The organism is Streptomyces sp. CB03238 (genome assembly GCF_002099185.1).
GTDB lineage: Bacteria > Actinomycetota > Actinomycetes > Streptomycetales > Streptomycetaceae > Streptomyces.
In genome coordinates this window covers 17,077-42,424 of the sequence record NZ_NBCN01000038.1, presented here as the reverse complement: position 1 = coordinate 42,424, position 25,348 = coordinate 17,077, and the positions used below count along the sequence as shown (strand labels likewise).

Here is a 25,348-nt window from a genome sequence, read left to right as displayed (position 1 = left end):
ACCGAAAGGCCCTTCGAGGATGGACCCCCACCACAACGCCCCCACCCTCGACCTGCCCGCGGGGTACCGGATCGCCGACTGGGCCGTGACGACCCTGCTCGGATCCGGCAGCTGGGGCACCGTCTACGCCGCCGAGCGGGTGCCCGGCGCCGCGCCGGCCCCCGACGCGGCGCCGGTCGCCGTGAAGTTGCTCCGGACAGACCTGCTCACCCCCGGGCAGCGGGCGTCCATGGAGGAACTGATCCGGCAGGAGGTGCGGTTCAGCAGCGAGGCGAAGCACCCGAACCTGGTGCGCACCCGCACCGTGGTCACCCTGCGCGACCCGGACCGGCCCGACCTCGACGGCGTGACCGCGCTGGTCATGGACCGGGCGGAGCGCAGCCTGCACGACCTGATCACGGCCGGCGGGCAGGGCACCCCTGTCCCCGGCGCCGGGCGCATCCTCGGCGGGGTCGCCGCCGGGCTGGCCCACATGCACGCCCGTGGCTGGGTCCACGCGGACCTGAAGCCCGCCAACATCCTGCTCGGCCCGGACGACGCCGTCCGCCTCGCCGACTTCGGGCTCACCGTGGAGCTCGACGGCACCCACGCGTACATCCCGCCGCTGGGCTCCCTCGACCACGTACCGCCCGAGTGGTGGTCCGAGCGGACCGGCAATCGCGGCACCGCCGTCCGGCAGACGGCCGACATCTGGGCCTTCGGCGTCCTCGCCCACCAGGTGCTGACCGGCGGCCTCCACCCCTTCCCGGGCGGCACCGCGCGGGCCCGGGCCCTCGCCGCGCAGGCCTACGCCGCCGGGTCGGCGCAGCTGCGCCTCGACGACAGCGTGCGGCCGGAGTGGCGCGAGCTGATCGGCGCCTGCCTCGCCCCGGACCACGCCTCTCGGGCGGCGCTCGGCGCGGAGGAGCTGGCCCGGCGTGTGCGGGACCTCCACGAGGGTGCGCGTACCCGGCCGCGCCTCCGGCGTACGGCCCTGCTGCTGGGGACCGGTCTCGGGCTGGCCGCCGTCACGGCCGCCACGCTGACGCTGCTGCCCGACGGGACGTCCGACGGCAAGGGCGCCGCTCCGCCCGCGAAGCCCCCCGCGAAGACCGCACCCGCGTCCGGGCCGCCCGGGGCGATTCCGGCGGACTCGGACGTGCCCGTCGCCCTGCGCGCGACCATCACCGCCGCCGCCAAGCGCTGCACGGACCCCGAGGTCACACCGGCGTTCCTCGCCGCCATGCTCAAGGCCGAGAGCGGCTTCGACCCGCGGGCCTCCCGGCCCGCGGCGGGGGAGTACGGCATCGCCATGTGGACGCCGTCGGTGTTCCAGGCGTGGGCCGTGGACGGCGACGGGGACGGGGACAAGGACCACATGTCACCTCCCGACGCCATCGCGACCATGGCCGTGTTCACGTGCTGGCTCGACCAGCGCTTCAAGGACAACGGGCTGCACGACAACCTGCACGCGCTGATGGCCGCCGGCTACCGCACCAGCGACAAGACCGTGATCGAGGCCCGCGGCGTTCCGGAGCGCACCCGCCCGCACGTGGATGAGGTGCTCCGTCACCTGAAGGAGTACACACGCTGACAGGTGTCAGAACCCGTAGTAGGGGTTGGCGGCGATGTACCGGGTCTCGCAGTGGTCGGGCGCTCCGGGCCCCCGGCGGCACAGGGTCATCGTGAGGCTTCTGATGCCGCTCGCGTCCGTGGCCCGGAGGTTCCGGAAGTCGGCGGTCGTGCCGCAGCCGCCGGTGTTGTGCTTGTCGCCCAGCGAGAGGGTGTTGCCGGAACCGGTGCGGATGGTGAGGGTGGCGTAGAGGGACTTGTCGTCGCACGTCTGGTCGGCGACGGCGAGCGTTCCGTTGTGGAAGGAGTTCCGGTCGACCCAGGTCACTTCGATGCGGGTCCGGTCTCCCCAGCTGGCGGTGATGTCGCCGCTGGAGGTGGTCGCCCAGCCCTGCCCGGCGGCTGTCAGGGTGAGCGCGGTCGTGGTGGCGACGACGAAACCTGCACGGCGCATGTGAATGTCTCCTGTCCGGTGGCCGACCCCGAGGTGCAGCCCTACCCGCCGGACACGCCCGGTCACGAACGGGCGGGCACGATCACACGGCCGGGTCAGCCCGTCCGGCGTAGCGTGACGACCGCCGCGTGCCCGTCGGTACGCAGGTCCACCCCGGGCTCGTCGCACAACACCGCGTCGTACCGCCCCAGTTCCACGCCCGCCACCTCCGCCGGGCCGTCCAGGGCGACGACGAGCACCGTCGCGTCCACCGCGACCGCCACGGGCAGCCCGCCCCGTACGACCGCGACCGCCGCCGTGACCGGGCCCCGCCGGTGCATCACGTTCAGGTTGACGACCGGGCCGGCGAGAAGCCGCCCGTGGGTGGGGACGTCGCCGGGGAAGGGCCGGGGGGCGTACCGCTCCGCGAGCAGATGCCGTCCGGTGACCGTGAGGCCCATGCCCGTGCCGTCGACGACGGTCAGGATCCGCTCCGTACCGGGGAACGCGGAGAACGGCCCGTCCGCGCCGACGTCCGCGAGGCTGACGCGCCAGTCGAAGCCGTCCACACCGGAGCCCTCCGGCCAGGCGGCGACCTCGCGGGTGACGCCGCCGCCGTTCTTCCACGGCACCGCCGTCCGGTCGGCCGCCCGCAGCACGCGCGGCGCCCTCATCGGACGATGCCCTGGGCGCGGGCGGCGGCGAGCCAGCCGGGGAACTCGGCGACCAGCCTGTCGTACAGCTCGGCGTCCGGGACGCGGCGCGGGTCGGCGCCCGCGTGGAAGAAGCCCGCGTTGTCGACGCACCGCTTGGCGGGGACGGCCAGCTCGTCGAGCTTGCGCAGGAAGTCGAACTGGCGGCTGCCGGGGTCGCCGAAGCCGATGAACTGCCAGAACAGCGGCAGCTTGGCGGCCCGGCAGAGGTAGCGCTCCGCCGCGAGCTTGTTGATGGGGCCGCCGTCCGTCTGGAAGACGACGAGCGCCGGGGCGGTGGCGCCGCTGTCCAGGTAGTGGTCGATGACCGCGTCCATGGCCAGGTGGTAGCTGGTCTTGCCCATGTGGCCGAGTCCGGCCACGATCCGGTCGATCCGGCCCTGGTGGTCGTCGAGCGCGATGTCGGTCTCGGCGTCGATGTCCGTGGAGAAGAAGACGACCGGCACGCGCCCGTCGTCGTCGAGGTTGGCCGAGAGGCCCAGCACCCGGTCGGCCAGGGCCTGGACGCTGCCGTCCTTGTAGTACGGCTTCATCGACCCCGAGTAGTCGATGACCAGGTAGACGGCGGCGCGCTCGCCGCTCAGCCCGTGCTTGTGCAGCGACACGCCCGCGCTCTTGTAGAGGCTGACCAGGGCCGGGGCCGTCTCTTCCATCTTCTGCAGGCTGATCGGCATACGGGGAGACTATGCGATGACCGTCACAGCTCCTCCCCGAGCGGGAGGCGGCGCACGCCCGGCAGGTACTCGTCCAACTCCCCCGGCTGGAACCGGTACATGCCCACCACGTGCCAGAACTCGCCCGCCACGTCCCTCGTACTTGTAACCCCCGATGGATCCCCCAGGGCCGTACGCACGGCCCGCATGGTCGCCTCGGTGCCGTACAGCCGGCGGACCGTGCGGCGCGGCGGCCCGTCGAGCGGGCCGAGCGACAGGTCCCGTCCGCCGGGCAGGGACCGTCCCAGGACGAGGGTGGCGGCGCTCCGGCCCGGTGTCACCACCGTGGTGTGGAACTCGCCCGCGCCGAGCGCGTACGTCTCCCCCGCCGGGCTGCGGCGCACGGGCCCCTCCTGGCCGCGCACCAGCCGCGCGGTGGGCCGTATCTCGTCCACGCCGTCGGGGCCGCTGCGCACCTCGAAGACGCGGTGGGTGGGGGTGTCGGTGTCGTCGCGTATCCGTACGCGCACGTTGCCGACCTCCCCGTACAGGACGTGGCTGCGCAGCTCCCAGCTGTGGGCGTGCAGCGGCGGGACGTCGGTGGTGTGCCGGTCGTCGCCGCCGAAGAGGTGGACGCAGACGCCGTCGGGTCCCTCTCTGAGCAGCGGCAGGCACAGGAAGCCCAGCGGGTGCCGGACGGCGGGCAGGTCCCGCTTCCCCGAGGCGATCTCCTCCAGGACGGGCAGGTAGGTGTCCACGTGTGTGCGCATGGGGTCCATGGCCAGGGGGTTCACCTCCCGTAGGGGTCCTCGGCGTGCAGGGCCTTGGCGATGACCTCGCCGACGTCGGCGTCGGTGAAGGTACGGGGCAGGGGCAGCGCGAGCGCGTCGAAGAGGGCGCGTACCTCGTCGATGGTCAGCTGCATGCGGAACCAGCAGGCGGCGAGGACCGTCGCGTACGACTCCTTGCGGGCACGGGCGGCGGTCCACACGTCGCAGCTCTGGGGGCGGCTCGCGGAGAACATGCGGCGGAACTGGGCGTAGGCGTTGCAGGCCTGTTCGTCCGCCGGGTTCAGTATCTCGATCTTGACGTTGAGCTGGGAGCGGTGCTCCTTGGCGGCGCGTACGCACTGGGGAGCGTGACGGCTCGGAGGTAGGTGCCGGTGCCGCCCTTGAAGTACCAGAGGTTGGTGCCCTGGCGGGCTTCGCGCAGCGCCTCGCGGACCTCGTTGCCGGCCAGGGAGCAGACCATGGTGAGGTCCTCGATGGCGCGGCCGGTGCCTTCCATGGCTTCCCGGATGGCGTGCGGGCGGCGGGTGCGCTCGGAGAGGGAGCCGATGGCGAGGGCGCCGAGGACCACGAGGGTGGCGCCGGAGGCGAGGTCGGACTCGATGAGCTTGTCGCCGAAGATGTCCAGGAAGCCGATGGTCAGGCCGATCCCGGCCGCGAAGACCACCTCGAAGTTGCGCAGGCAGAAGGCGACCGCCCGCTCCACTCGGTTCGTCCGCGCGGTCCGCTCCGGCGACGCCATGGGCGCTCCCCCTCCCCCGATCGGGTAACCGATCGTAGGAGACCCGCCCCGCCCCCCAACAGGGCGCACCTGGCGCACACAGGGCGCAGCGCCTGCCGATGGTCCGGTCGGGGACACGGCAGGCGCTGCTGTGTTCCGCACGCCGTTGTACGGGACGTATGAGGGGTGCCCGTGACCGCCGGGGGCGGGGCGGGGCGGGTGCCCGGCGCGTTCGCCGGGCGCCGGGCGGGTGCCGCTCGGGTGGGCGGCCGGGGGTCAGACCGTCAGCGCGCGGTCCGTCGGGCGGACGGGGGCCGGGAGTTCGCTCGTGCCCGTCAGGTAGCGGTCCACCCCGCGCGCCGCCGAGCGGCCCTCGGCGATGGCCCAGACGATGAGCGACTGGCCGCGCCCGGCGTCGCCGGCGACGAACACGCCGTCGATGTTGGTCGCGTAGTTCTCGTCGCGCGCGATGTTGCCGCGCTCGTCGAGCTCCAGGCCGAACTGCTGGACCAGGCCGTTGGACTGGTCGGTGCCGGTGAAGCCCATGGCGAGGGTGACCAGCTGGGCCGGGATCTTGCGCTCGGTGCCCGGCTTCTGCTCCAGCTTGCCGTCCTTGAACTCCACCTCCACGAGGTGGAGGAACTGGACGTTGCCGTCCTCGTCGCCCTCGAAGTGGGTGGTGGAGACGGAGTAGATCCGCTCGCCGCCCTCCTCGTGCGCCGAGGTGACCTTGTAGAGCATCGGGAAGGTCGGCCACGGCTGGTTCGCGTTCCGCTCCTCGCCCGGACGCGGCATGATCTCCAGCTGCGTGACGGACAGCGCGCCCTGGCGGTGGGCGGTGCCCACGCAGTCCGCGCCGGTGTCGCCGCCGCCGATGACCACGACGTGCTTGCCCTCGGCGGTGATGGGGGGCGCCACGAAGTCGCCCTCCTGCACCTTGTTGGCGAGCGGCAGGTACTCCATCGCGAAGTGGATGCCCTTGAGGTCCCGGCCGGGGACCGGCAGGTCACGGGAGACGGTCGCACCGGCGGCGATGACGACCGCGTCGTACCGGCGCCGGAGCTTCGCGGCGTCGATGTCGACGCCGATCTCGACCTCGGTGCGGAACTTGGTGCCCTCCGCGCGCATCTGCTCGATGCGCCGGTTGATGTGCACCTTCTCCATCTTGAACTCGGGGATGCCGTACCGCAGCAGACCGCCGATGCGGTCGGCCCGCTCGTACACGGCGACCGTGTGACCGGCCCGGGTCAGCTGCTGCGCGGCGGCGAGACCCGCCGGGCCGGAGCCGATGACGGCGACGGTCTTGCCGGACAGCCGCTCCGGCGGCTGCGGCGTGACGTCACCGGAGTCCCACGCCTTGTCGATGATCGAGACCTCGACGTTCTTGATGGTGACGGCGGGCTGGTTGATGCCCAGCACGCACGCCGACTCACAAGGCGCCGGGCACAGCCGCCCGGTGAACTCCGGGAAGTTGTTCGTGGCGTGCAGCCGCTCGGACGCGGCGGACCAGTCCTCGCGGTAGGCGTAGTCGTTCCACTCGGGGATCAGGTTCCCCAGCGGACAGCCGTTGTGGCAGAACGGGATGCCGCAGTCCATGCACCGGCCGGCCTGCTTGCTGATGATCGGCAGCAGGGAGCCGGGGACGTAGACCTCGTTCCAGTCCTTGACGCGCTCCTCGACGGGGCGGGTCTTGGCGACTTCGCGCCCGGTGGTCAGGAAGCCCTTGGGGTCAGCCATTGGTCGCCGCCTCCATCATCTTCTCGGTGGTCTCCTGCTCGGAGAGACCGGCGAGCTCAGCGGCGTCCTTGGCGGCGAGCACGGCCTTGTACGTGGTCGGGATGATCTTGCTGAATCGGTCCACGGCGCCTGCCCAGTCGGCAAGGAGCTTCTCGGCTACGGTCGAGCCCGTCTCCTCGTGGTGGCGGCGCACGACATCGTGCAGCCACGCCTTGTCCGTCTCGTCCAGGGCCTCGATCGCGCCGAGGTTGCCGGAGTTGACGTTGTCCCGGTCGAGGTCGATGACGTACGCGACACCTCCCGACATACCGGCCGCGAAGTTGCGGCCCGTCTCGCCGAGGACGACCGCGTGACCGCCGGTCATGTACTCGCAGCCGTGGTCGCCCACGCCCTCGGAGACGACCAGCGCGCCGGAGTTGCGGACGCAGAACCGCTCGCCGGTGCGGCCGCGGAGGAAGATCTCGCCGCCGGTCGCGCCGTACGCGATGGTGTTGCCCGCGATGGTCGAGTACTCGGCCAGGTGGTCGGCGCCCCGGTCGGGGCGGACGATCATCCGGCCGCCGGACAGGCCCTTGCCGACGTAGTCGTTGGCGTCGCCCTCCAGGCGCAGCGTGATGCCGCGCGGCACGAACGCGCCGAAGGACTGGCCGGCCGAGCCGGTGAAGGTGATGTCGATGGTGTCGTCGGGCAGGCCCGCGCCACCGAACTTCTTCGTCACCTCATGGCCGAGCATGGTGCCGACCGTGCGGTTGATGTTGCGGATCGCGACCTGGGCGCGGACCGGCTGGGCCTCCTCGGCGGAGGACGCGCCGAGCGCTTCGGCGGCCAGCTCGATGAGCTGGTTGTCGAGCGCCTTCTCCAGGCCGTGGTCCTGCTCGACCAGCGCGTGGCGCACCGCGCCCTCGGGCAGCTCGGGCACGTAGAACAGCGGTGCCAGATCCAGGCCCTGCGCCTTCCAGTGCGTGACGGCCCGCTCGGTGTCGAGCAGCTCGGCGTGGCCGACGGCCTCCTCCAGCGTACGGAAGCCCAGCTCGGCGAGGAGCTCGCGCACCTCCTCCGCGATGAACTGGAAGAAGTTGACGACGTACTCGGCCTTGCCGGTGAACCGGTCGCGCAGCACCGGGTTCTGGGTGGCGATGCCGACCGGGCAGGTGTCCAGGTGGCAGACGCGCATCATGACGCAGCCGGAGACGACGAGCGGCGCGGTCGCGAAACCGAACTCCTCGGCGCCGAGCAGCGCGGCGATGACGACGTCGCGGCCGGTCTTGAGCTGGCCGTCGGTCTGGACGACGATCCGGTCACGCAGGCCATTGAGCAGCAGCGTCTGCTGGGTCTCGGCGAGGCCGAGCTCCCAGGGGCCGCCCGCGTGCTTGAGCGACGTGAGCGGGGAGGCGCCCGTGCCGCCGTCGTGGCCGGAGATGAGCACGACATCCGCGTGGGCCTTCGACACACCGGCCGCGACCGTACCCACGCCGACCTCGGACACCAGCTTCACGTGGATCCGGGCGGCCGGGTTGGCGTTCTTGAGGTCGTGGATCAGCTGAGCCAGGTCCTCGATGGAGTAGATGTCGTGGTGCGGCGGCGGGGAGATCAGGCCGACACCCGGGGTGGAGTGCCGGGTCTTGGCGACCCACGGGTACACCTTGTGGCCGGGCAGCTGGCCGCCCTCGCCGGGCTTGGCGCCCTGGGCCATCTTGATCTGGATGTCGTCCGCGTTGACCAGGTACTCGCTGGTCACGCCGAAGCGGCCGGAGGCGACCTGCTTGATGGACGAACGCCGCGCCGGGTCGTACAGGCGCTCCGGGTCCTCGCCGCCCTCACCGGTGTTGGACTTGCCGCCCAGCTGGTTCATGGCGATGGCGAGGGTCTCGTGCGCCTCCTGGGAGATGGAGCCGTACGACATGGCGCCGGTGGAGAACCGCTTGACGATCTCGGACGCCGGCTCGACCTCCTCGATCGGGATCGAGGGGCGGTCGGACGTGAAGCCGAACAGGCCGCGCAGCGTCATCAGGCGCTCGGACTGCTCGTTCACCCGGTCCGTGTACTTCTTGAAGATGTCGTAGCGGCCGGAGCGCGTGGCGTGCTGGAGGCGGAAGACCGTCTCCGGGTCGAACAGGTGCGGCTCGCCCTCGCGGCGCCACTGGTACTCGCCGCCTATGTCCAGCGCGCGGTGCGCGGAGGGGACGCCGGAGGCGGGGTACGCCTTGGCGTGGCGGGCGGCGACCTCCTTGGCGATGACGTCCAGGCCGGCGCCGCCGATCTTGGTGGCGGTGCCGTTGAAGTACGTCTCGACAAAGGCCTCGTCGAGGCCGACGGCCTCGAAGACCTGCGCGCCGCGGTAGGAGGCGACGGTCGAGATGCCCATCTTGGACATGACCTTCAGGACGCCCTTGCCGAGGGCGTAGATCAGGTTGCGGATGGCCTGCTCGGGCTCCAGGCCCTCGACGAAGGTGCCGGCGCGGACCAGGTCCTCGACGGACTCCATGGCGAGGTACGGGTTGACGGCGGCGGCGCCGTACCCGATGAGGAGCGCGACGTGGTGGACCTCGCGGACGTCACCGGCCTCGACCAGCAGGCCCACCTGGGTGCGCTGCTTGGTGCGGATGAGGTGGTGGTGGACGGCGGAGGTGAGCAGCAGCGACGGGATCGGCGCGTGCTCGGCGTCGGAGTGCCGGTCGGACAGCACGATCAGGCGGGCGCCGCCCTCGATGGCGGCGTCGGCCTCGGCGCAGATCTCCTCGATACGGGCGGCGAGGGCGTCGCCGCCGCCGGAGACCCGGTAGAGGCCGGAGAGCGTGGCGGCCGTCATGCCGGGCATGTCGCCGTCGGCGTTGATGTGGATGAGCTTGGCCAGCTCGTCGTTGTCGATGACGGGGAACGGCAGGGTGACGCTGCGGCAGGTCGCGGCGGTCGGCTCCAGGATGTTGCCCTGGGGGCCGAGGGAGGAGCGCAGCGAGGTGACGAGCTCCTCGCGGATGGCGTCCAGCGGCGGGTTGGTGACCTGCGCGAACAGCTGGGTGAAGTAGTCGAACAGCAGGCGCGGGCGCTCGGAGAGCGCGGCGATCGGCGAGTCCGTACCCATGGAGCCGAGCGGCTCACCGCCGGTGCGGGCCATCGGCGCGAGGATGACGCGCAGCTCTTCCTCGGTGTAGCCGAAGGTCTGCTGGCGGCGGGTGACCGAGGCGTGGGTGTGGACGATGTGCTCGCGCTCGGGGAGGTCCTCGAGCTCGATGATCCCGCTTTCGAGCCACTCCTGGTACGGGTGCTCGGCGGCGAGGGCGGCCTTGATCTCGTCGTCCTCGATGATGCGGTGCTCGGCGGTGTCGACGAGGAACATCTTGCCGGGCTGGAGGCGGCCCTTGCGGACGACCTTGGCGGGGTCGATGTCGAGGACGCCGACCTCGGAGGACAGCACGACCAGGCCCTCGTCGGTGACCCAGTAGCGGCCGGGGCGCAGACCGTTGCGGTCGAGAACCGCGCCGACCTGGACGCCGTCGGTGAAGGTGACACAGGCGGGGCCGTCCCAGGGCTCCATCATCGTGGAGTGGTACTGGTAGAAGGCGCGCCGGGCCGGGTCCATGGAGTCGTGGTTCTCCCACGCCTCGGGGACCATCATCAGGACGCTGTGCGGCAGCGAACGGCCGCCGAGGTGGAGCAGCTCCAGCACCTCGTCGAAGGAGGCGGAGTCGGAGGCGTCCGGCGTGCAGACGGGGAAGATCCGGTCCAGCTTCTCCGCGCCGAAGAGGTCGGAGACGAGCTGCGACTCACGGGCCCGCATCCAGTTCCGGTTGCCCTTGACCGTGTTGATCTCGCCGTTGTGCGCGACGAAGCGGTACGGGTGGGCCAGCGGCCAGCTCGGGAAGGTGTTGGTGGAGAACCGGGAGTGGACGAGCGCGACGGCGGTGGCGCAGCGGCGGTCCGACAGGTCCGGGAAGAAGGGCTCCAACTGCCCGGTGGTGAGCATGCCCTTGTAGACGATGGTGCGGGCGGAGAGCGAGGGGAAGTAGACCCCGGCCTCGCGCTCGGCGCGCTTGCGCAGCACGAACGCCTTGCGGTCGAGGGCGATGCCCGTGCTCGTACCGCCGTCGCTGACGAACAGCTGGCGGAAGGCCGGCATGGTCGAGCGGGCGGTGGCGCCGAGCAGCTCGGGGGCGACGGGGACGTCGCGCCAGCCCAGGACGGTCAGGTTCTCTTCGGCGGCGATCGTCTCGATCCGCGAGACGGCCTGTGCGGAGCCGTCGGCGGGGAGGAAGGCGATGCCGACGGCGTACTCACCGGCGGCCGGGAGGTCGAAGTCGGTGACCTCGCGGAGGAAGGCGTCCGGCACCTGGAGCAGGATGCCCGCGCCGTCGCCGGAGTCGGGCTCGGAGCCGGTGGCGCCCCGGTGCTCCAGGTTGCGCAGAACGGTCAGTGCCTGCTCCACCAGCGCGTGGCTGGCAACACCGGTGAGGGTGGCAACGAAGCCGACACCACAGGCGTCGTGCTCGTTGCGGGGGTCGTACATACCCTGCGGGGCGGGGCGACCGTCCATGGGCGACCAGGCGTCGGAACGCATCGGCTCTCCCGTCGTCGTCGTGGCATATGCAAGTGCCAGAGGGACGACGTTGGCCCTCCGCGAAATTTCGTGCAGGTTACATGATGGAGTGCTTCTCGGAAAGCGGATAGCTCATTCCAGCATGCGGACACCGCTGGTGGCGGTGGAGGTGGTTCAGCGGCTTCACACATGGACAGGCCGTCGAGACATCGACATCCGGCGGCCTGTGGGGAGCGGGCTTCATTGCCCGCAGCGCTAACGGCTCATGCCCCGTGTCGAGGGCTTCGAAACCGCCGCGTTACGGCTACTTATGTGCCGCGTTGCATAGTGTCTCATCGCAGGGGCGGATCGGGCTATTGGAGGTTCGTCACAAGACCTTCGTCGGTTCCTCAACGGTACGGCAACGGTACGGCGAAGCCCCCTCGCTCGCCTGCCGAGGGGGCCTGACCAGGGGCGATCCCTTGCGGATCGGACGGCCGCGCCGAAGGCGGGCGCCCGGCCGGTACGTGACGGTGGCTGCGCCGGATCAGTTCGGCGGCGCCGAATAGGGCGCCCGGCCGGTACGTACCGACTTCCGCGCAGGCGCCCGGCCGGGTACGTACCGACCCCGCCCCGGATCAGATCGCCGCGCCGAACAAGGCGCCCAGCCCGTACGTGACGGCCGCCGCCGCACCGCCCAGCGCGAGCTGGCGCAGGCCGCTGTACCACCAGCTGCGGGCGGTCACCCGGGCCACGAGGGCGCCGCACGCGAACAGCCCGAGCAGCGCCAGCAGCACGGCCGGCCACAGAGTGGTGGCACCCAGCAGATACGGCAGGACGGGCAGCATCGCGCCGAGCGCGAACGACCCGAAGGACGACAGCGCGGCGACCATCGGCGAGGGCAGGTCGTCCGGGTCGATGCCGAGCTCCTCGCGGGCGTGGATCTCCAGCGCCTGCTCGGGGTCCTTGGAGAGCTGCATGGCGACCTCGCGGGCGAGCGGCGGCTCGACGCCCCGCGCCACGTACAGCGCGGCGAGCTCCTCCATCTCGTCCACCGGGTGCTTGCGCAGCTGGTGGCGTTCGACGTCCAGTTCCGCCTGGACGAGCTCGCGCTGCGAGGCCACGGAGGTGTACTCGCCGGCGGCCATGGAGAACGCGCCGGCCGCGAGCCCGGCCAGCCCCGTGATGACGATGGTCTGCTGGGACACCGCGCCACCGGCCACACCGGTCATGAGCGCCAGGTTGGACACGAGACCGTCCATCGCGCCGAAGACGGCGGGGCGGAGCCAGCCGCCGTTCACATCGCGGTGGGTGTGGTTGTCGCGGTGCGCCTCGTGAAGCGTCGCCTCGGTCTCGATGATGGACACAGCTCTCCCCTTACGCCTTGCGTACAGCAGCGGGTCCGGGTGACCCCGCTCCCCCCAACACCCTCGAAAATACGCGCGATGTAAGGGGCGCGCCAGCAAGGCAGGCTTTACTTAGTAAGGCGTGCCTAGGTGCTGGGGCACCCGGGTGAAGCTGGCCCCGCGCGGACAGCGCGCTCCCCCGACGTGGCACAGATCCAGGAATGGATCGGTGAACGGATCGGTGCGCACGGAAGGGCCACGCGATGGAGTCGATTGCATGCGATCCCGCCCCGCTCGCGTCCGATGGCGCTGTCCTGCTCGACCGCGCGCGGGGCGCCCTGCTGGGGCTGGCCGTGGGGGACGCGCTCGGGGCGCCCGCCGAGAACATGCGGCCCTCGGAGATCCGCCGCCGGTGGGGCCGTATCGAGGGGTTCGTCAGCGACGACCCGGTCGGCACGGACGACACCGAGTACGCGATCTTCTCCGGGCTCCTACTGGCCCGGCACGGCTCGGCCCTGACCGTCTCACATGTCGAGAAGGCCTGGCACCGCTGGATCGCCGACCTCGACGAGGGGCCGTTCCGGGGCGCGGGCTTCAGCGAGCGCGGCACGCTGGAGAACCTCCGGCGGGGCCTGGCCGCCCCCATCTCGGCCCAGCACCGGCACGCCTGGAGCGACGGTCTGGCCATGCGGGCGGCCCCCTTCGGGGTCTTCGCGGCGGGGCGCCCGGCGGAGGCGGCGCGGCTGGTGGCCATCGACGGCACGGTGAGCCATGACGGTGAGGGCATCTACGGGGGCCAGGCGGTCGCGGCGGGCGTCGCGGCGGCGATGTCGGGCGCCGGTCCCGCCTCGGTCATCGCGGCCGCCCTGTCGGTGGTGCCCATGGACTCCTGGACGGCCCGCTCGATGCGCCGCGCGGTCGTCGCGGCCCAGCGCGTCCAGCCCGACCCGCTCGTCCGGGAGCGGACCGTCCGTTCGGCGGTGGTCATCGGCGGCTACCCGTGGACGGACCTGGCCCCGGAAGCGGTCGGCCTCGCCTTCGGCGCGTTCGCGGCGGCCCGCGGCGACTTCCGTACGTCGGTCCTCACGGCCGTCAACATGGGCCGGGACGCCGACACGACAGCCGCGGTGGCGGGCGCCCTGGCCGGCGCGATGTCCGGGGCGAGGGCGATCCCCCCGGACTGGGCGGCCGCCATCGGCCCCGTACGCGGCAGCTGCCTGCCCTCGATGCGCGGCTACCACGTCCTGGACATCGCGGAGCTGCTCACCCCGTACGACGATACGGAGGCCCCCTGATGCCCCCTCGCCCCACCGCGCCAACCCCCACGGACGCACCCAACCCCGCCGCCGCCCCCGGGCCGGGACCGGGAGCCGCCCCCGAACCCCACGGGCCCCCCGCACACCCCGGGACGGGAACCGCCGAGCGGGCCCTCGGGCCCGGGGGTCCGAGCCCGAGGGCCCACGCCTTCGGCGAGGCCGGAGGGCCCGGGGCCACAGCCCCGCCCCTGGATGGCGGGCACGCCCCCACACCCCCGACGGCCCCGGGTTGCACACCCGACGAGGCCCGTCCGCACCCCGAGGGTGACGCCCCCGACCATCCCCCCGGATCCGGGGCCCCGCCCCCGACTCGGGAGCCGGGGGCCGCGCACCGCGCCGAAACCTTCCGCCCCCGCGAACCCCGCCGCGTCGAGGGGCTCCTCCTCGGCCTCGCCGCCGGGGACGCCGCCGGGTGGCCGGCCGCCCGGCACCGCGCCGCCCGCATGCCCGAGTGGACCCGCCGTCTCACCCGCGAACTGGACACGTTCGCCGAGCAGAACGCCACCACCACCCTCCCCGTCCCCATCGCCCTGAACCAGCCCCCCGAACCCCTCCGTCTCGGCCCCTCCGACGACGCCGAGTGGGCGGCGTTCACCGCCGAGACCCTGCTCACCGCCGCCGGTGGACTCTTCCGTTCCCTCCCTGCCGCCCGCCGCATGTGCGCCGCCGTCGACCTCGCCTGGAACTCCCTCGCCGCCGAGATCGCCGCGGCCTCCGACCGCGCCCCCGAGGTCGAGTCCGCCGTCCTGCCCCTCCGCGCCCGCATCTCCGTACGCGCCGGGCTCGGCAACCTCGCCACCGGTCTGCGCCCGCCCGCCACCGGCCACGACAACCCGCACTACTTCGACGACGCCGCCTGCGTCCGCGCCGCCGTCCTCGCCGTCGCCCACCCGGGCGACCCCCGCGCCGCCGCCGAACTCGCCGAGTTCGACGCCCGGTACACCCAGGACGGCGACGGCGTGCACGGCGCCCGCGCCATGGCCGCCGCCGTCGCCGCGGCCCTCGGCGGGGCGGACGTCGACGACGCCGTGGGCGCCGCGCTCGGCCAGCTCCCGCCCGCCACCGAGATCGGCCGCAACGCCCGGCACGCCACCAAACTCGCCCGCGCCGCCGACAGCGCCTTCGAGCTGGTCCCGCTCCTGGAGCACCAGATCGTCGACCACGTCTACAGCTACGGCATCGCCGCCGCCGAGACCGTCCCGGTCGCCCTCGCGCTCGCCACCGCCGCCCACGGCAGGGTCACCGAGGCGGTACCGGCCGCCGCCTGCCTCTCCCGCGTGGCGGACTCCGCACCCGCCCTCGCCGGCGCCCTGACCGGCGCCCTCAGCGGCGGCGCCGGCATCCCCGCCACCTGGCGCGACGCCTGCCGCACCCTCGCGGGCTGCGCACTGCCCCGCCTCGCGGGCACCGACCTCGTGGAACTCGCCGAGCAGCTCGCACACACGGAACTCACCACCCGGGGTGGACAATTCCGACATGACGCCGAAACCTACACTCGAGGACCGGATCACCGGCAGCCTCGTCGGAGCAGCCGTCGGTGACGCCCTCGGCGGCGCGGTCGAGGGCTACACCCCCGACCAGATCGCCGAACGCCACGGCGGCCGTGTCACCGGCATCGTCGGCCCCTGGAACGGCGACGACTGGCGCACCGCCCGCCCCATCGCCCCGTACCACAAGGGCGACGGACACGTCACCGACGACACCCTCATGACCCACGCGCTGATCCGGGTGTACGACACGGTCCGCGACCACCTCGACGCGTACGCCGTCGCCGACCATCTCGTACCCGACCTGATCTCCACCCCCCGCTGGATCCCCGAACTCGAAACCGAGGCGCTGCCCCTCCAGCGGATCTTCCTCGCCGAGAAGTGGCTGGTGACCCGCCTCCACTACGGCCACGTCGACCCGCGCGAGGCGGGCACCGGAAACGTCGTCAACTGCGGCGCCGCGATGTACATGGCACCGGTCGGCCTGGTCAACGCCGCGAACCCGGCCGCCGCCTACACCGAGGCCCTCGAGGTCACCGCTCCGCACCAGTCCTCGTACGGCCGTGAGGCGGCCGGCGTGTTCGCGGCGGCGGTCGCCGCGGCCTGCCTGCCGGGCGCGACTCCGGCCACGGTCGTCGACACGGCCATCGCCCTCGCCAAGGACGGCACCCGGTCGGCCATCGAGGCGGTGGCCGAAGTGGCCTCGCACCACACGGACTTCGAGTCCGCTCTCCGCCCCCTCCGCGAGGCCGTCACCCCCTTCGACACGGTCGGCCCCGACTACCGCTCCCCCTCCCTCGGCGCGCGCCGCCCCTCCCGGCTGCACGCCATCGAGGAACTCCCGATCGCCCTCGGCATGCTGCTGGTCGGTGAGGGCGACTACCGCCGTACGGTGCTGGGCGCCGTCAACTACGGCCGGGACTGCGACTCGATCGCCACCATGGCGGGCGCGATCGCGGGCGCCCTGCACGGAGAGGCCGCGGTCCCCGCCGACTGGGCGAAACAGGTCGCCGAGGCCAGCCGCCTCGACCTGCACGCCCCGGCGGCGGTGCTGGCCGACGTCACCCATGAGATCTTCATGCGCGACACGGCCCGCCGCCGCGCCCACGAGCGGGTTTTCGTCGCCCTCTCCCCCGCCCCCGGAGTGCTCCGGTGAACGTGCGGCTCACCTGGGTCCAGCCCGAGGACCTGATCGGCCACGAACTGCGCCAGGCCGCGGAGGACGGCCGCGACGCCTCGGCCGTCGAGGCCCGCTGGCGCGCCGCCGGCGGCACCCCCGCCCCCACCGCGGCCGGCGCATCGCCCACCCCCGCGCCCCCGCACCTCCGCGCTCTCGCGGAACACCTCCTGGACGAACTGGCCGCCCTCCCCTCCCCCTTGGCCCCCGCCGAACCCACCTCCCTCTCCCACATCAGGCGCCTGTGCCCCCACTGGCCCGGCGCCCACCCGGACACCCCACCGGCCGCCCCGCGCGGAGCGCCGCCCGACGGCGGCCCCCCACCGGCCCCGGCCGAGCACGGCCCAGCCGCCACACCGAGCCCCACGCCGCAAGGCGTACGGGCGGCCGGCGCCCCGCCAGGAACCGCGGGCCCGCCGCGACCGCCGAGCTCGGCCGCCGCGCCGGAGCCCACCGGGGGCGGCCCCGCACTCACCACCGCGCCGCCCCACACATCGGCCGGGGGCCACACGCCCGGTCGATCGCCCCACGAGTCCGGCCCGCCGCCGGCCTCAGCGCCCGCCAGCGCCCCTCACCCCGCCCCACAGGGAGCACAGGCCCCAGGTGCACCGCTCCACCAGGCCGGCCCCCCGTCCGCACCGGCTTCGGCTCGCGCCCCGCGCCCCGCGCCGGAGGGTGTACGGGCGGCGGGCGCATCGCCCCGGGCCGATCCCCCGCCCGCACCAGTGGCCGTCACACCCGGGCTCGGCGCCCGGCTGCATGCCGCCTGGCTCGGCCGTGCCGCCGGGTGTCTGCTCGGCAAGCCCGTCGAGAAACTCCCCCTCTCCGCCATCCGGGCCCTCGCCCGCGCCACCGGGAACTGGCCGCTCACCTCCTGGTTCACCGCCAAGGGTGTGCCCCCGGCGCTCGCCGCCGCGCACCCCTGGAACCGCCGCTCCGCCGCCACCTCGCTCGCCGAGAACATCGACGGCATGCCCGAGGACGACGACCTCAACTACCCCCTTCTCAACCTGCTGCTCCTCCAGCGGTACGGCCCCGGCTTCACCACCGCCGACGTCGCCCGCCTCTGGCTGGACGAGCTCCCGGCCGGCCGTACCTTCACCGCCGAGCGCGTCGCCTACCGCAACCTCCTCTCCGGCCTCGAACCGCCGCTCACCGCCACCCACCGCAACCCGTTCCGCGAGTGGATCGGCGCCCAGATCCGCGCGGACGTCCACGGCTGGACCCACCCGGGCGACCCGGCCGCGGCCGCCGAGCAGGCCCACCGGGACGCCGCCCTCACCCACACCGCCAACGGCGTGTACGGCGCGATGTTCACCGCGGCCGTCATCGCGACCGCCGCCTCCGGCACCGCCGACGTCCACCAGGCGCTCGCCGCCGGGCTGACGGTCGTCCCGTCCGACTCACGCCTGGCCCGCGCGGTCCGCTTCGGCATCGCGACGGCCCACGCGCACACCGGCTTCGACACCGTCGCCGACCGGCTCCACGCCGCCTACGGTTCCTACCACTGGGTACACGTCGTCCCGAACACCGCCCTCCTCGCCGCCGCGCTCACCCACGCCGACGGCGACTTCGCCCTCTCCATCTGCCGTGCCGTCTCCGGCGGCTGGGACACCGACTCCAACGGCGCCACCGCCGGCTCCGTCGCCGGTCTGCTCGCCGGCCACCCCGACCGGATCCCCGACCGCTGGACCTCCCCCCTCAAGAACCGCCTCGCCACCTCCGTCCACACCTTCGACGGCATCGGCTTCGACACACTGGCCGAACTCACCCACCGGCTCACGCACCGGCTCACCCACCAGGAGGCACACCGCCCATGACCCATATCGCGGTGCTCGGCAGCACCAACATGGACCTCGTCGCCTATGTGAGCCGTGCCCCCAAGCTCGGCGAGACCGTCACGGGACGCGAGTTCCGTACGGTCCCCGGCGGCAAGGGCGCCAACCAGGCCGTCGCCGCCGCCCGCGCCGGCGCCGAGGTGTCGATGATCGGCGCCGTCGGCTCCGACGAGTTCGGCACCCGGCTCCGGGCCGGTCTCACCGCCGCCGGCGTCGACACCGACCTCCTCCGCACCGTCGACGGCCCCTCCGGCACCGCCCACATTGTCGTCGACGACGAGGGCAGCAACGCGATCGTCGTCATCCCCGGCGCCAACGGCACCGTCACCTCCCTCTCCCCCGGCGACGAAACGCTCATCGCCACCGCCCACGCCCTGCTGCTCCAGCTCGAACTGCCCCTCTCCGCCGTCACCGCCGGCGCCGAAGCCGCCCGTCGCCATGGCGTCCGTACGATCCTCACCCCCGCCCCCGCTCAACCCCTGCCTCCCGAACTGCTTGCCGCCACCGACCTGTTGGTGCCCAACGAGCACGAGGCCGCGGCCCTCACCGGCCTCGCCGACCCGCACGCGGCCGCCGAGGAACTGCTCCGGCACGTCCCCGAGGTCGTCATCACCCTCGGCGCGTCCGGCAGCCTCTACGCGGCCCGGGGCGCCGCGCCCGTCACGGTGCCCGCACCCCGGGTCAAGGCGGTCGACACCACCGCCGCGGGCGACACCTTCGTCGGCGCCCTGGCCGTCGCACTCGGCGAGGGCAGGCCCGTACCCGACGCCCTCGCCTGGGCCTCGTCGGCGGCGGCACTGTCCGTCCAGCGCCCCGGTGCCACCTCCTCGATGCCGTACCGCACGGAGATCGACGCCCTATGACCACCACCGTTCACGGGACTCCTCCCCTCCAGGGACTGCGCGTCCTGGACCTCGCCACCCTCTTCGCCGGCCCCCTGGCGGCGACCATGCTCGGCGACTTCGGCGCCGACGTCATCAAGATCGAGCACCCCCGCAAGCCCGACCCGTCCCGGGGCCACGGCCCCGCCAAGAACGGCGTCGGACTGTGGTGGAAGCTGCTCGGCCGCAACAAGCGCACCATCACCCTCGACCTGTCCACCCCCGGCGGCCGGGACACCCTGCTCCGCCTCGCCGCCACCGCCGACGTCGTCGTCGAGAACTTCCGCCCCGGCACCCTGGAGAAGTGGGGCCTCGGCTGGCCCGACCTCTCCGCCGCCAACGACCAACTGGTCCTGGCCCGCGTCACCGGCTTCGGCCAGTACGGCCCGTACGCCCGCCGCCCCGGCTTCGGCACTCTCGCCGAGGCCATGAGCGGCTTCGCGGCGATCACCGGCGAACCCGACGGCCCGCCCACGCTCCCTCCCTTCGGTCTCGCCGACTCCATCGCGGCCCTGGCCACCGCGTACGCGGTGATGACCGCCCTCCACGCCCGCACCACCACCGGCCACGGCCAGGTCATCGACATGGCGATCATCGAACCGATCCTCTCCGTCCTCGGCCCGCAACCGCTCTGGTACGACCAGCTCGGCTACGTCCAGCCCCGCACCGGCAACCGCTCCCGCAACAACGCCCCCCGCAACACCTACCGCACGGCCGACGGCGCGTGGCTGGCCGTCTCCACCTCCGCCCAGTCCATCGCGGAGCGCGTGATGCGCCTGGTCGGCCGCCCCGACCTGATCACCGAGCCCTGGTTCGCCGAGGGCACCACCCGCGCCCAGCACGCGGACGTCCTCGACGAAGCGGTCGGCAGCTGGATCGCCCGGCACACCCGCGACGAGGCCATGGCGGCCTTCGAGAAGGCCGAGGCGGCGATCGCCCCGATCTACGACATCCGCGACGTCATGGCGGATCCCCAGTACCAGGCGCTGGACACGGTCACCGAAGTCCCCGACCCCGAACTCGGCCCCCTCCGTATGCAGAACGTCCTCTTCCGCCTCTCCGAGACCCCCGGCGCCATCCGCTGGGCCGGCCGCCCCCACGGCGCCGACACCGACGCGGTCCTCACCGAACTCGGGCTGACCAAGGCCGAGATCGCCACTCTGCGCTCCGAGGGCGCGCTATGACCTCCCCGCCCACCACCCCGGTCACCTGGCCTCTGACCTGGCTGTACGCCCCCGGCGACCGCCCCGACGTCGTCGCGAAGGCCCTCGCGTCCGGCGCCGACGTCGTGATCGTCGATCTGGAGGACGCGGTGCCCCCGGAGCGCAAGGCGTACGCCCTCGACGCCACCACCGACCTGCTCTCCTCGCCCCACCCCGTACCGATCCATGTCCGCCTCCCCAGCACGCACGACACCACGGCCATCACAGCGCTGGCCCCGCTGCCCGGCCTCGCTGCTCTGCGTATCCCCAAGGTGACACACGGCACTGACATTCAGCGGATCGCGGCCCTCGCACCTGCCGTCCCGCTGCACGCGCTGCTCGAATCCGCCCTGGCCATCGAGCACGCCCACACCATCGCCACCGCCCACCCGGCCGTCCACGGCATCGCCATCGGCGAGGCGGACCTCCGCGCCGACCTGGGCGTAGGCGACGACAGCGGGCTCGACTGGTCACGCGGCCGCGTCGTGGTGGCCGCCCGCGCCGCGGACCTCCCGCCGCCCGCGCAGTCCGTCCACCCGGACATCCGCGACCTCGACGGACTCGCCGCGTCGTGCGCCCACGGCCGCGCGCTGGGATTCCTCGGCCGGGCCGCCATCCACCCCCGCCAGCTGCCGGTCATCGAGCAGGCGTACCTGCCGGCGCCCGAGGAGATCGCGGCGGCGGAGGAGATCGTCAAGGCGGCCGCCACCGACGCCGGCGCGCTGGCCCTGCCGGACGGCCGGTTCGTCGACGCGGCGGTCGTCGCGGCCGCCCACCGCACCCTGTCCCTGGCCAGGGCCCACCGCACATGAAAACGAGGCGGCCGTCGGAACCTCCCGGTCCCGACGGCCGCCTCGCACCACGGACGGGTCAGCTCTTCTCCGCCGACTCCGGCTTCGCACCCGCATCGGCCCCGGACGTGCCCGCGTCCCCGTCGTCGACCGGCCGGGCCGAGTCGGCCACCTCGGTCTCCCCGGCATCCGTCTTCGCCGCGTCCGTCTTGGCGTCGTCCGCCTTCGCCGCGTCCGCCTTCGCCACGTCCGCGAGCACCGCCGGCTCCACGACCTCCTCGCGCCCCGGCCGCGTCCGCGACGAGACGACGATGTACGTCACTGCCAGCAGGAAGACCAGGATCGCGGTCCACACGTTGAGCCGGAGGCCCAGGACGTGGTGCGCCTCGTCGACGCGCATGTACTCGATCCAGCCGCGCCCCGCGCAGTACGCCGCGACGTACAGCGCGAAGGCCCGGCCGTGGCCCAGCCTGAACCTGCGGTCCGCCCAGATCACCAGCAGGGCGACGCCGACGCACCAGAGCGACTCGTAGAGGAACGTCGGGTGGTAGAGCCCGGCCTCGCGGTTGTCGCCCGTGCTGATCTCCAGCGCCCACGGCAGGTCGGTGGGCCTGCCGTACAGCTCCTGGTTGAACCAGTTGCCCCAGCGGCCGATCGCCTGGGCGAAGGCGATGCCGGGCGCGATGGCGTCCGCGTACGCCGGGAGCGGGATGCCCCGGCGCCGGCAGCCGATCCAGGCGCCCACCGCGCCGAACGCGATGGCGCCCCAGATGCCGAGGCCGCCCTCCCAGATCTTGAAGGCGTCGACCCAGTTCTCACCCTCGCTGAAGTACAGCTGGTAGTCGGTGATGACGTGGTACAGCCGGCCGCCGACGAGGCCGAAGGGCACCGCCCACACGGCGATGTCGGCCACGGTGCCGGCTTTGCCGCCCCGGGCGAGCCAGCGCTTGTTGCCGTACCAGACGGCGACGAAGACACCGATGATGATGCAGAAGGCATAGCCGCGTAGCGGGACCGGTCCGAGGTAGAAGACACCGGTCGACGGGCTGGGAATGTAGGCAAGGTCCATGGCAGGACCGACGCTACCCTGCCGGGCGGGAGACGGGGCAACCCGCCCGGCAAAGAGTGCATAACAGCGCGCGCTCAGCGCCCCGTGGGAGACGCGGGGGCCGGGGGCGTGGCCGGAGCGGCCGGGGACGGGAACGCGGTGCCCGGCTTCTTGCCCTTGTTCGCCTCGGCCACCCACTTCCTCAGGTTCTCGACGGAGATCTGCTCCTTGCCCTTGGTCGGGAAGATCGATTCTCCGTTGAGCAGCACGGTCGGCGTGCCACGGAAGTCGCCGCTGCGGAAGGCCTCGTTGGACTTGTTCACCCAGCTGTCGTGCGTGCCCTCCGAGACGCAGGAGCGGAAGGCGGGGGTGTCCAGGCCGGGTACCTTCGCCGCCAGCTCGAAGAGCTTGGCGTCCCGGGCGAAGGCGTCGTCCGGCTCCGGGGGCTGGTTCTGGTAGAGCACGTCGTGGTACGGCACGAACTTGCCGGCGTCCTGGGCGCACGCCGCGGCGTTCGCCGCGTTGAGCGAGCCGCTGCCGCCCATGTTGCCGTCGATGATCGTGGCGAGGTGGTACTCGACCTTGATCTGGCCGGAGTCGGTCAGCTGGTGGATGGTGTCCCGGACGGCGTTCTCGAACTGGGCGCAGGCCGGGCAGCGGAAGTCCTCCCAGATGGTGAGCGTGGACGGTGCGTCGGTGGCGCCGACGGGGATCGCCAGCTGGTCCTTGCCGGTGGCGCCGGTCGGGGCGGCGACGGGGCCGGTGCCGGAGCTGTCGCCCTTGTCGCCGGTGTTGGCGGCGATGAGCCCGACGACCGCGGCCAGCCCGAGCACGCCGACGACGGCCGCCGAGACGATCAGCGTGCGCCTGCGCTTCTCGCGGGCCTTCTGTCGCTCGCGTTCCTCCTGGAGCCGTTCTCGCGCGCTCCGCTTTCCTGCACTGTTCTTCTCGCTCACGCCCACAGCAACGAACCGGGGAGGCGCCCGCGCGCTTCCCCGGTCCACTTCCACCCGTACGAGCTACGAAACTCGCCGTACCCCGCGTGCCAGTTCGCCCGCCAGTTCCCGTACGGCCGCGACGCCGGCCGCGTGGTCGTCGGCGTCGAGCATCCGCTTGACGAAGGCCGAGCCGACGATGACGCCGTCCGCGAAGGAGGCGACCTCGGCGGCCTGTTCGGCGTTGGAGACACCGAGGCCGACACAGACCGGCAGCTCGGAGGTGGCGCGGGTGCGCCGCACCAGGTCGGCCGCCTGTTCGCCGACCGACTCACGGGTACCGGTGACGCCCATCAGGGACGCGGCGTACACGAAGCCGGAGCCCGCCTTCGTGATGGTGGCCAGCCGCTCGTCCTTGCTGCTGGGCGCGACGACGAAGACGGTCGCCAGGCCGTGCTTCTCGGCGTGCTCGCGCCATACGGCGGACTCCTGGACCGGCAGGTCGGGCAGGATGCAGCCGGCGCCGCCCGCCTCCGCGAGTTCGGCGGTGAACCGTTCGATGCCGTACCGGTCGATGGGGTTCCAGTACGTCATGACGAGGACCGGCTTGCCGGTGGCCTCGTGTGCCTCGCGGACCGTGCGCATGACGTCGGCGATCTTCACGCCGCCGCGCAGCGCGATGTCGTCGGCGGTCTGGATGACCGGGCCGTCCAGGACCGGGTCGCTGTGCGGCAGGCCGACCTCGACGACGTCGGCGCCGCCGTCGAAGACGGCCTTGATGGCCTCGATCCCGCCGTCCACGGTCGGGAATCCGGCCGGGAGGTACGCGATGAGCGCGGCCCGGTCCTCGGCCTTGGCCTGCTCCAGGGTGTGCTGGAGGAGTTGGATGTTGCCGCTCACTTGGTTCCCCCCTGGATGTCGGTGTCCGTCTGGATCTCGGCGGCGCCGTCGTCGGCGGAGGCGTCGGCCTCGACCGGGGCGGCGTCGGTGCCGTACAGGCCGAAGTAGCGCGCGGCGGTGTCCATGTCCTTGTCGCCGCGGCCCGACAGGTTGACCACGATGAGGCCGTCCTTGCCGAGTTCGCGCCCGAGCTCCAGGGCACCGGCCAGCGCGTGGGCCGACTCGATGGCCGGGATGATGCCCTCGGTGCGGGACAGCAGGCGCAGCGCCTGCATGGCCGCGTCGTCGGTCACCGCGCGGTACTCGCCGCGGCCGCTGTCCTTGAGGTACGAGTGCTCCGGGCCGATGCCCGGGTAGTCCAGGCCGGCGGAGATCGAGTACGGCTCGGTGATCTGGCCCTCGTCGTCCTGGAGGACGTACGAACGGGAGCCGTGCAGGATGCCGGGCTCGCCGGCGGTGAGCGTGGCCGCGTGCTCGCCGGTCTCGACGCCGTGTCCGGCGGGCTCGCAGCCCACCAGGCGTACGTCGGCGTCCTCGATGAACGCGTGGAAGAGGCCGATGGCGTTGGAGCCGCCGCCGACGCAGGCGACGGCCGCGTCAGGCAGCCGGCCGGCCCGCTGCAGGATCTGGCGGCGGGCCTCGACCCCGATGACGCGGTGGAAGTCGCGCACCATGGCGGGGAAGGGGTGGGGTCCGGCGACCGTGCCGAAGAGGTAGTGCGTGTGGTCGACGTTGGCGACCCAGTCGCGGAACGCCTCGTTGATGGCGTCCTTGAGGGTGCGGCTGCCGGACTTGACGGGGATGACCTCGGCGCCGAGCATCCGCATCCGGGCGACGTTCAGCGCCTGGCGCTGGGTGTCGATCTCGCCCATGTAGATGGTGCATTCAAGGCCGAACAAGGCGCAGGCCGTGGCGGTGGCGACGCCGTGCTGTCCGGCGCCGGTCTCGGCGATGACGCGGGTCTTGCCCATGCGCTTGGTGAGCAGGGCCTGACCGAGCACGTTGTTGATCTTGTGCGAGCCGGTGTGGTTGAGGTCCTCGCGCTTGAGGAAGACCCGGGCACCGCCCGCGTGCTCGGCGAACCGGGGCACCTCGGTGAGGGCGCTCGGCCGGCCGGTGTAGTTGACCAGCAGGTCGTCGAGCTCGGCGGCGAACGCGGGGTCGTTCTTGGCCTTGTCGTACTCGACGGCCACCTCGTCGACCGCGGCGACGAGCGCCTCGGGGATGAACTTGCCGCCGTAGGCGCCGAAGTAGCCCTCGGCGCTCGGGACCTGGCCCTGGGGATCGGGAATGAAGAACTCGCTGGGCATGCGACATG

The 25,348-nt window shown here is 72.9% G+C and carries 21 protein-coding genes; 8 read left to right on the top strand and 13 right to left on the bottom strand.

Annotated features, from left to right (window positions below):
* Nucleotides 1-19 precede the first annotated feature (19 nt).
* Nucleotides 20-1,573, top strand: coding sequence for a protein kinase (locus BKD26_RS36830; RefSeq protein WP_084907313.1), 1,554 nt, complete (start codon nt 20-22; stop codon nt 1,571-1,573).
* A 6-nt stretch (nt 1,574-1,579) separates the two neighbouring features.
* Here the strand turns inward: BKD26_RS36830 and BKD26_RS36825 are convergent, their stop codons facing one another.
* From BKD26_RS36825 to BKD26_RS36790, 9 genes are all read right to left on the bottom strand, one after another.
* Nucleotides 1,580-2,005, bottom strand: a complete 426-nt coding sequence (locus tag BKD26_RS36825; protein WP_084907311.1) for a hypothetical protein — start codon at nt 2,003-2,005, stop codon at nt 1,580-1,582.
* 95 nt (nt 2,006-2,100) lie between these two features.
* Nucleotides 2,101-2,658 carry a HutD family protein gene (locus tag BKD26_RS36820; protein ID WP_084907310.1) on the bottom strand — a complete coding sequence of 186 codons (558 nt, stop codon included), beginning with the start codon at nt 2,656-2,658 and terminating at the stop codon, nt 2,101-2,103.
* Complete coding sequence (locus BKD26_RS36815; RefSeq protein WP_084907308.1) at nt 2,655-3,371, bottom strand: VWA domain-containing protein; 717 nt, start codon at nt 3,369-3,371, stop codon at nt 2,655-2,657. Before BKD26_RS36815 ends, BKD26_RS36820 begins: the two co-directional genes overlap by 4 nt.
* A gap of 23 nt (nt 3,372-3,394) precedes the next feature.
* Nucleotides 3,395-4,120, bottom strand: coding sequence for a hypothetical protein (locus tag BKD26_RS36810; protein WP_143662776.1), 726 nt, complete (start codon nt 4,118-4,120; stop codon nt 3,395-3,397).
* Nucleotides 4,121-4,140: 20 nt separating this feature from the next.
* The gene (locus BKD26_RS41830) at nt 4,141-4,374 is read right to left on the bottom strand and encodes a hypothetical protein (protein WP_241519021.1); all 234 of its coding nucleotides are present in this window, start codon (nt 4,372-4,374) and stop codon (nt 4,141-4,143) included.
* Between the two features lie 47 nt (nt 4,375-4,421).
* Nucleotides 4,422-4,880 carry a hypothetical protein gene (locus BKD26_RS41825; protein ID WP_241519020.1) on the bottom strand — a complete coding sequence of 153 codons (459 nt, stop codon included), beginning with the start codon at nt 4,878-4,880 and terminating at the stop codon, nt 4,422-4,424.
* 255 nt (nt 4,881-5,135) lie between these two features.
* Nucleotides 5,136-6,596 carry a glutamate synthase subunit beta gene (locus BKD26_RS36800; RefSeq protein ID WP_084907304.1) on the bottom strand — a complete coding sequence of 487 codons (1,461 nt, stop codon included), beginning with the start codon at nt 6,594-6,596 and terminating at the stop codon, nt 5,136-5,138.
* Nucleotides 6,589-11,151, bottom strand: coding sequence for a glutamate synthase large subunit (gene gltB, locus BKD26_RS36795; protein ID WP_084907302.1), 4,563 nt, complete (start codon nt 11,149-11,151; stop codon nt 6,589-6,591). The genes BKD26_RS36800 and gltB overlap by 8 nt, the downstream gene beginning before the upstream one ends.
* 596 nt (nt 11,152-11,747) lie before the next feature.
* Entirely contained in the window at nt 11,748-12,476 is a 729-nt protein-coding gene (locus tag BKD26_RS36790) for a VIT1/CCC1 transporter family protein (protein WP_084907300.1), read from the bottom strand.
* Between the two features lie 242 nt (nt 12,477-12,718).
* Here BKD26_RS36790 and BKD26_RS36785 point away from each other — a divergent pair, with 242 nt between their 5' ends.
* From BKD26_RS36785 to BKD26_RS36755, 7 genes are all read left to right on the top strand, one after another.
* Nucleotides 12,719-13,750: an ADP-ribosylglycohydrolase family protein gene (locus BKD26_RS36785; RefSeq protein ID WP_084907298.1), complete on the top strand. Its 1,032-nt coding sequence runs from the start codon at nt 12,719-12,721 to the stop codon at nt 13,748-13,750.
* Nucleotides 13,750-15,312 carry an ADP-ribosylglycohydrolase family protein gene (locus BKD26_RS36780; protein WP_241519019.1) on the top strand — a complete coding sequence of 521 codons (1,563 nt, stop codon included), beginning with the start codon at nt 13,750-13,752 and terminating at the stop codon, nt 15,310-15,312. Before BKD26_RS36785 ends, BKD26_RS36780 begins: the two co-directional genes overlap by 1 nt.
* Nucleotides 15,248-16,414 carry an ADP-ribosylglycohydrolase family protein gene (locus tag BKD26_RS36775; protein WP_084907296.1) on the top strand — a complete coding sequence of 389 codons (1,167 nt, stop codon included), beginning with the start codon at nt 15,248-15,250 and terminating at the stop codon, nt 16,412-16,414. Before BKD26_RS36780 ends, BKD26_RS36775 begins: the two co-directional genes overlap by 65 nt.
* Nucleotides 16,415-16,605: 191 nt before the next feature.
* Nucleotides 16,606-18,255, top strand: coding sequence for an ADP-ribosylglycohydrolase family protein (locus tag BKD26_RS36770; protein WP_241519026.1), 1,650 nt, complete (start codon nt 16,606-16,608; stop codon nt 18,253-18,255).
* Nucleotides 18,252-19,136 (top strand): ribokinase, encoded by an 885-nt coding sequence (gene rbsK / locus BKD26_RS36765; RefSeq protein WP_084907294.1) that lies wholly within the window; start codon nt 18,252-18,254, stop codon nt 19,134-19,136. The genes BKD26_RS36770 and rbsK overlap by 4 nt, the downstream gene beginning before the upstream one ends.
* Complete coding sequence (locus tag BKD26_RS36760; RefSeq protein ID WP_084907292.1) at nt 19,133-20,338, top strand: CoA transferase; 1,206 nt, start codon at nt 19,133-19,135, stop codon at nt 20,336-20,338. Before rbsK ends, BKD26_RS36760 begins: the two co-directional genes overlap by 4 nt.
* Nucleotides 20,335-21,168: an aldolase/citrate lyase family protein gene (locus BKD26_RS36755; protein WP_084907290.1), complete on the top strand. Its 834-nt coding sequence runs from the start codon at nt 20,335-20,337 to the stop codon at nt 21,166-21,168. The genes BKD26_RS36760 and BKD26_RS36755 overlap by 4 nt, the downstream gene beginning before the upstream one ends.
* Nucleotides 21,169-21,226: 58 nt before the next feature.
* On the opposite strand, the gene lgt is transcribed toward BKD26_RS36755, so the two are convergent.
* The 4 genes from lgt to trpB all read right to left on the bottom strand — a co-directional run bounded on the left by lgt (nt 21,227) and on the right by trpB (nt 25,340).
* Nucleotides 21,227-22,216 (bottom strand): prolipoprotein diacylglyceryl transferase, encoded by a 990-nt coding sequence (gene lgt / locus BKD26_RS36750; protein WP_084907288.1) that lies wholly within the window; start codon nt 22,214-22,216, stop codon nt 21,227-21,229.
* 74 nt (nt 22,217-22,290) lie between these two features.
* Entirely contained in the window at nt 22,291-23,151 is an 861-nt protein-coding gene (locus tag BKD26_RS36745; RefSeq protein ID WP_084907353.1) for a thioredoxin domain-containing protein, read from the bottom strand.
* 63 nt (nt 23,152-23,214) lie between these two features.
* The gene (trpA, locus tag BKD26_RS36740) at nt 23,215-24,030 is read right to left on the bottom strand and encodes a tryptophan synthase subunit alpha (RefSeq protein ID WP_084907286.1); all 816 of its coding nucleotides are present in this window, start codon (nt 24,028-24,030) and stop codon (nt 23,215-23,217) included.
* Nucleotides 24,027-25,340 (bottom strand): tryptophan synthase subunit beta, encoded by a 1,314-nt coding sequence (trpB, locus tag BKD26_RS36735; RefSeq protein ID WP_084907284.1) that lies wholly within the window; start codon nt 25,338-25,340, stop codon nt 24,027-24,029. Before trpB ends, trpA begins: the two co-directional genes overlap by 4 nt.
* Nucleotides 25,341-25,348: the final 8 nt, after the last annotated feature.

Excerpts from the sequence above, each read along its gene's own strand:
- BKD26_RS36830 (WP_084907313.1), top strand. The coding sequence starts at position 20 with ATGGACCCCCACCACAACGCCCCCACCCTCGACCTGCCCGCGGGGTAC.
- BKD26_RS36825 (WP_084907311.1), bottom strand. The coding sequence starts at position 2,005 with ATGCGCCGTGCAGGTTTCGTCGTCGCCACCACGACCGCGCTCACCCTG.
- BKD26_RS36820 (WP_084907310.1), bottom strand. The coding sequence starts at position 2,658 with ATGAGGGCGCCGCGCGTGCTGCGGGCGGCCGACCGGACGGCGGTGCCG.
- BKD26_RS36815 (WP_084907308.1), bottom strand. The coding sequence starts at position 3,371 with ATGCCGATCAGCCTGCAGAAGATGGAAGAGACGGCCCCGGCCCTGGTC.
- BKD26_RS36810 (WP_143662776.1), bottom strand. The coding sequence starts at position 4,120 with ATGCGCACACACGTGGACACCTACCTGCCCGTCCTGGAGGAGATCGCC.
- BKD26_RS41830 (WP_241519021.1), bottom strand. The coding sequence starts at position 4,374 with ATGTTCTCCGCGAGCCGCCCCCAGAGCTGCGACGTGTGGACCGCCGCC.
- BKD26_RS41825 (WP_241519020.1), bottom strand. The coding sequence starts at position 4,880 with ATGGCGTCGCCGGAGCGGACCGCGCGGACGAACCGAGTGGAGCGGGCG.
- BKD26_RS36800 (WP_084907304.1), bottom strand. The coding sequence starts at position 6,596 with ATGGCTGACCCCAAGGGCTTCCTGACCACCGGGCGCGAAGTCGCCAAG.
- gltB (WP_084907302.1), bottom strand. The coding sequence starts at position 11,151 with ATGCGTTCCGACGCCTGGTCGCCCATGGACGGTCGCCCCGCCCCGCAG.
- BKD26_RS36785 (WP_084907298.1), top strand. The coding sequence starts at position 12,719 with ATGGAGTCGATTGCATGCGATCCCGCCCCGCTCGCGTCCGATGGCGCT.
- BKD26_RS36780 (WP_241519019.1), top strand. The coding sequence starts at position 13,750 with ATGCCCCCTCGCCCCACCGCGCCAACCCCCACGGACGCACCCAACCCC.
- BKD26_RS36775 (WP_084907296.1), top strand. The coding sequence starts at position 15,248 with ATGACGCCGAAACCTACACTCGAGGACCGGATCACCGGCAGCCTCGTC.
- rbsK (WP_084907294.1), top strand. The coding sequence starts at position 18,252 with ATGACCCATATCGCGGTGCTCGGCAGCACCAACATGGACCTCGTCGCC.
- BKD26_RS36760 (WP_084907292.1), top strand. The coding sequence starts at position 19,133 with ATGACCACCACCGTTCACGGGACTCCTCCCCTCCAGGGACTGCGCGTC.
- BKD26_RS36755 (WP_084907290.1), top strand. The coding sequence starts at position 20,335 with ATGACCTCCCCGCCCACCACCCCGGTCACCTGGCCTCTGACCTGGCTG.
- lgt (WP_084907288.1), bottom strand. The coding sequence starts at position 22,216 with ATGGACCTTGCCTACATTCCCAGCCCGTCGACCGGTGTCTTCTACCTC.
- trpB (WP_084907284.1), bottom strand. The coding sequence starts at position 25,340 with ATGCCCAGCGAGTTCTTCATTCCCGATCCCCAGGGCCAGGTCCCGAGC.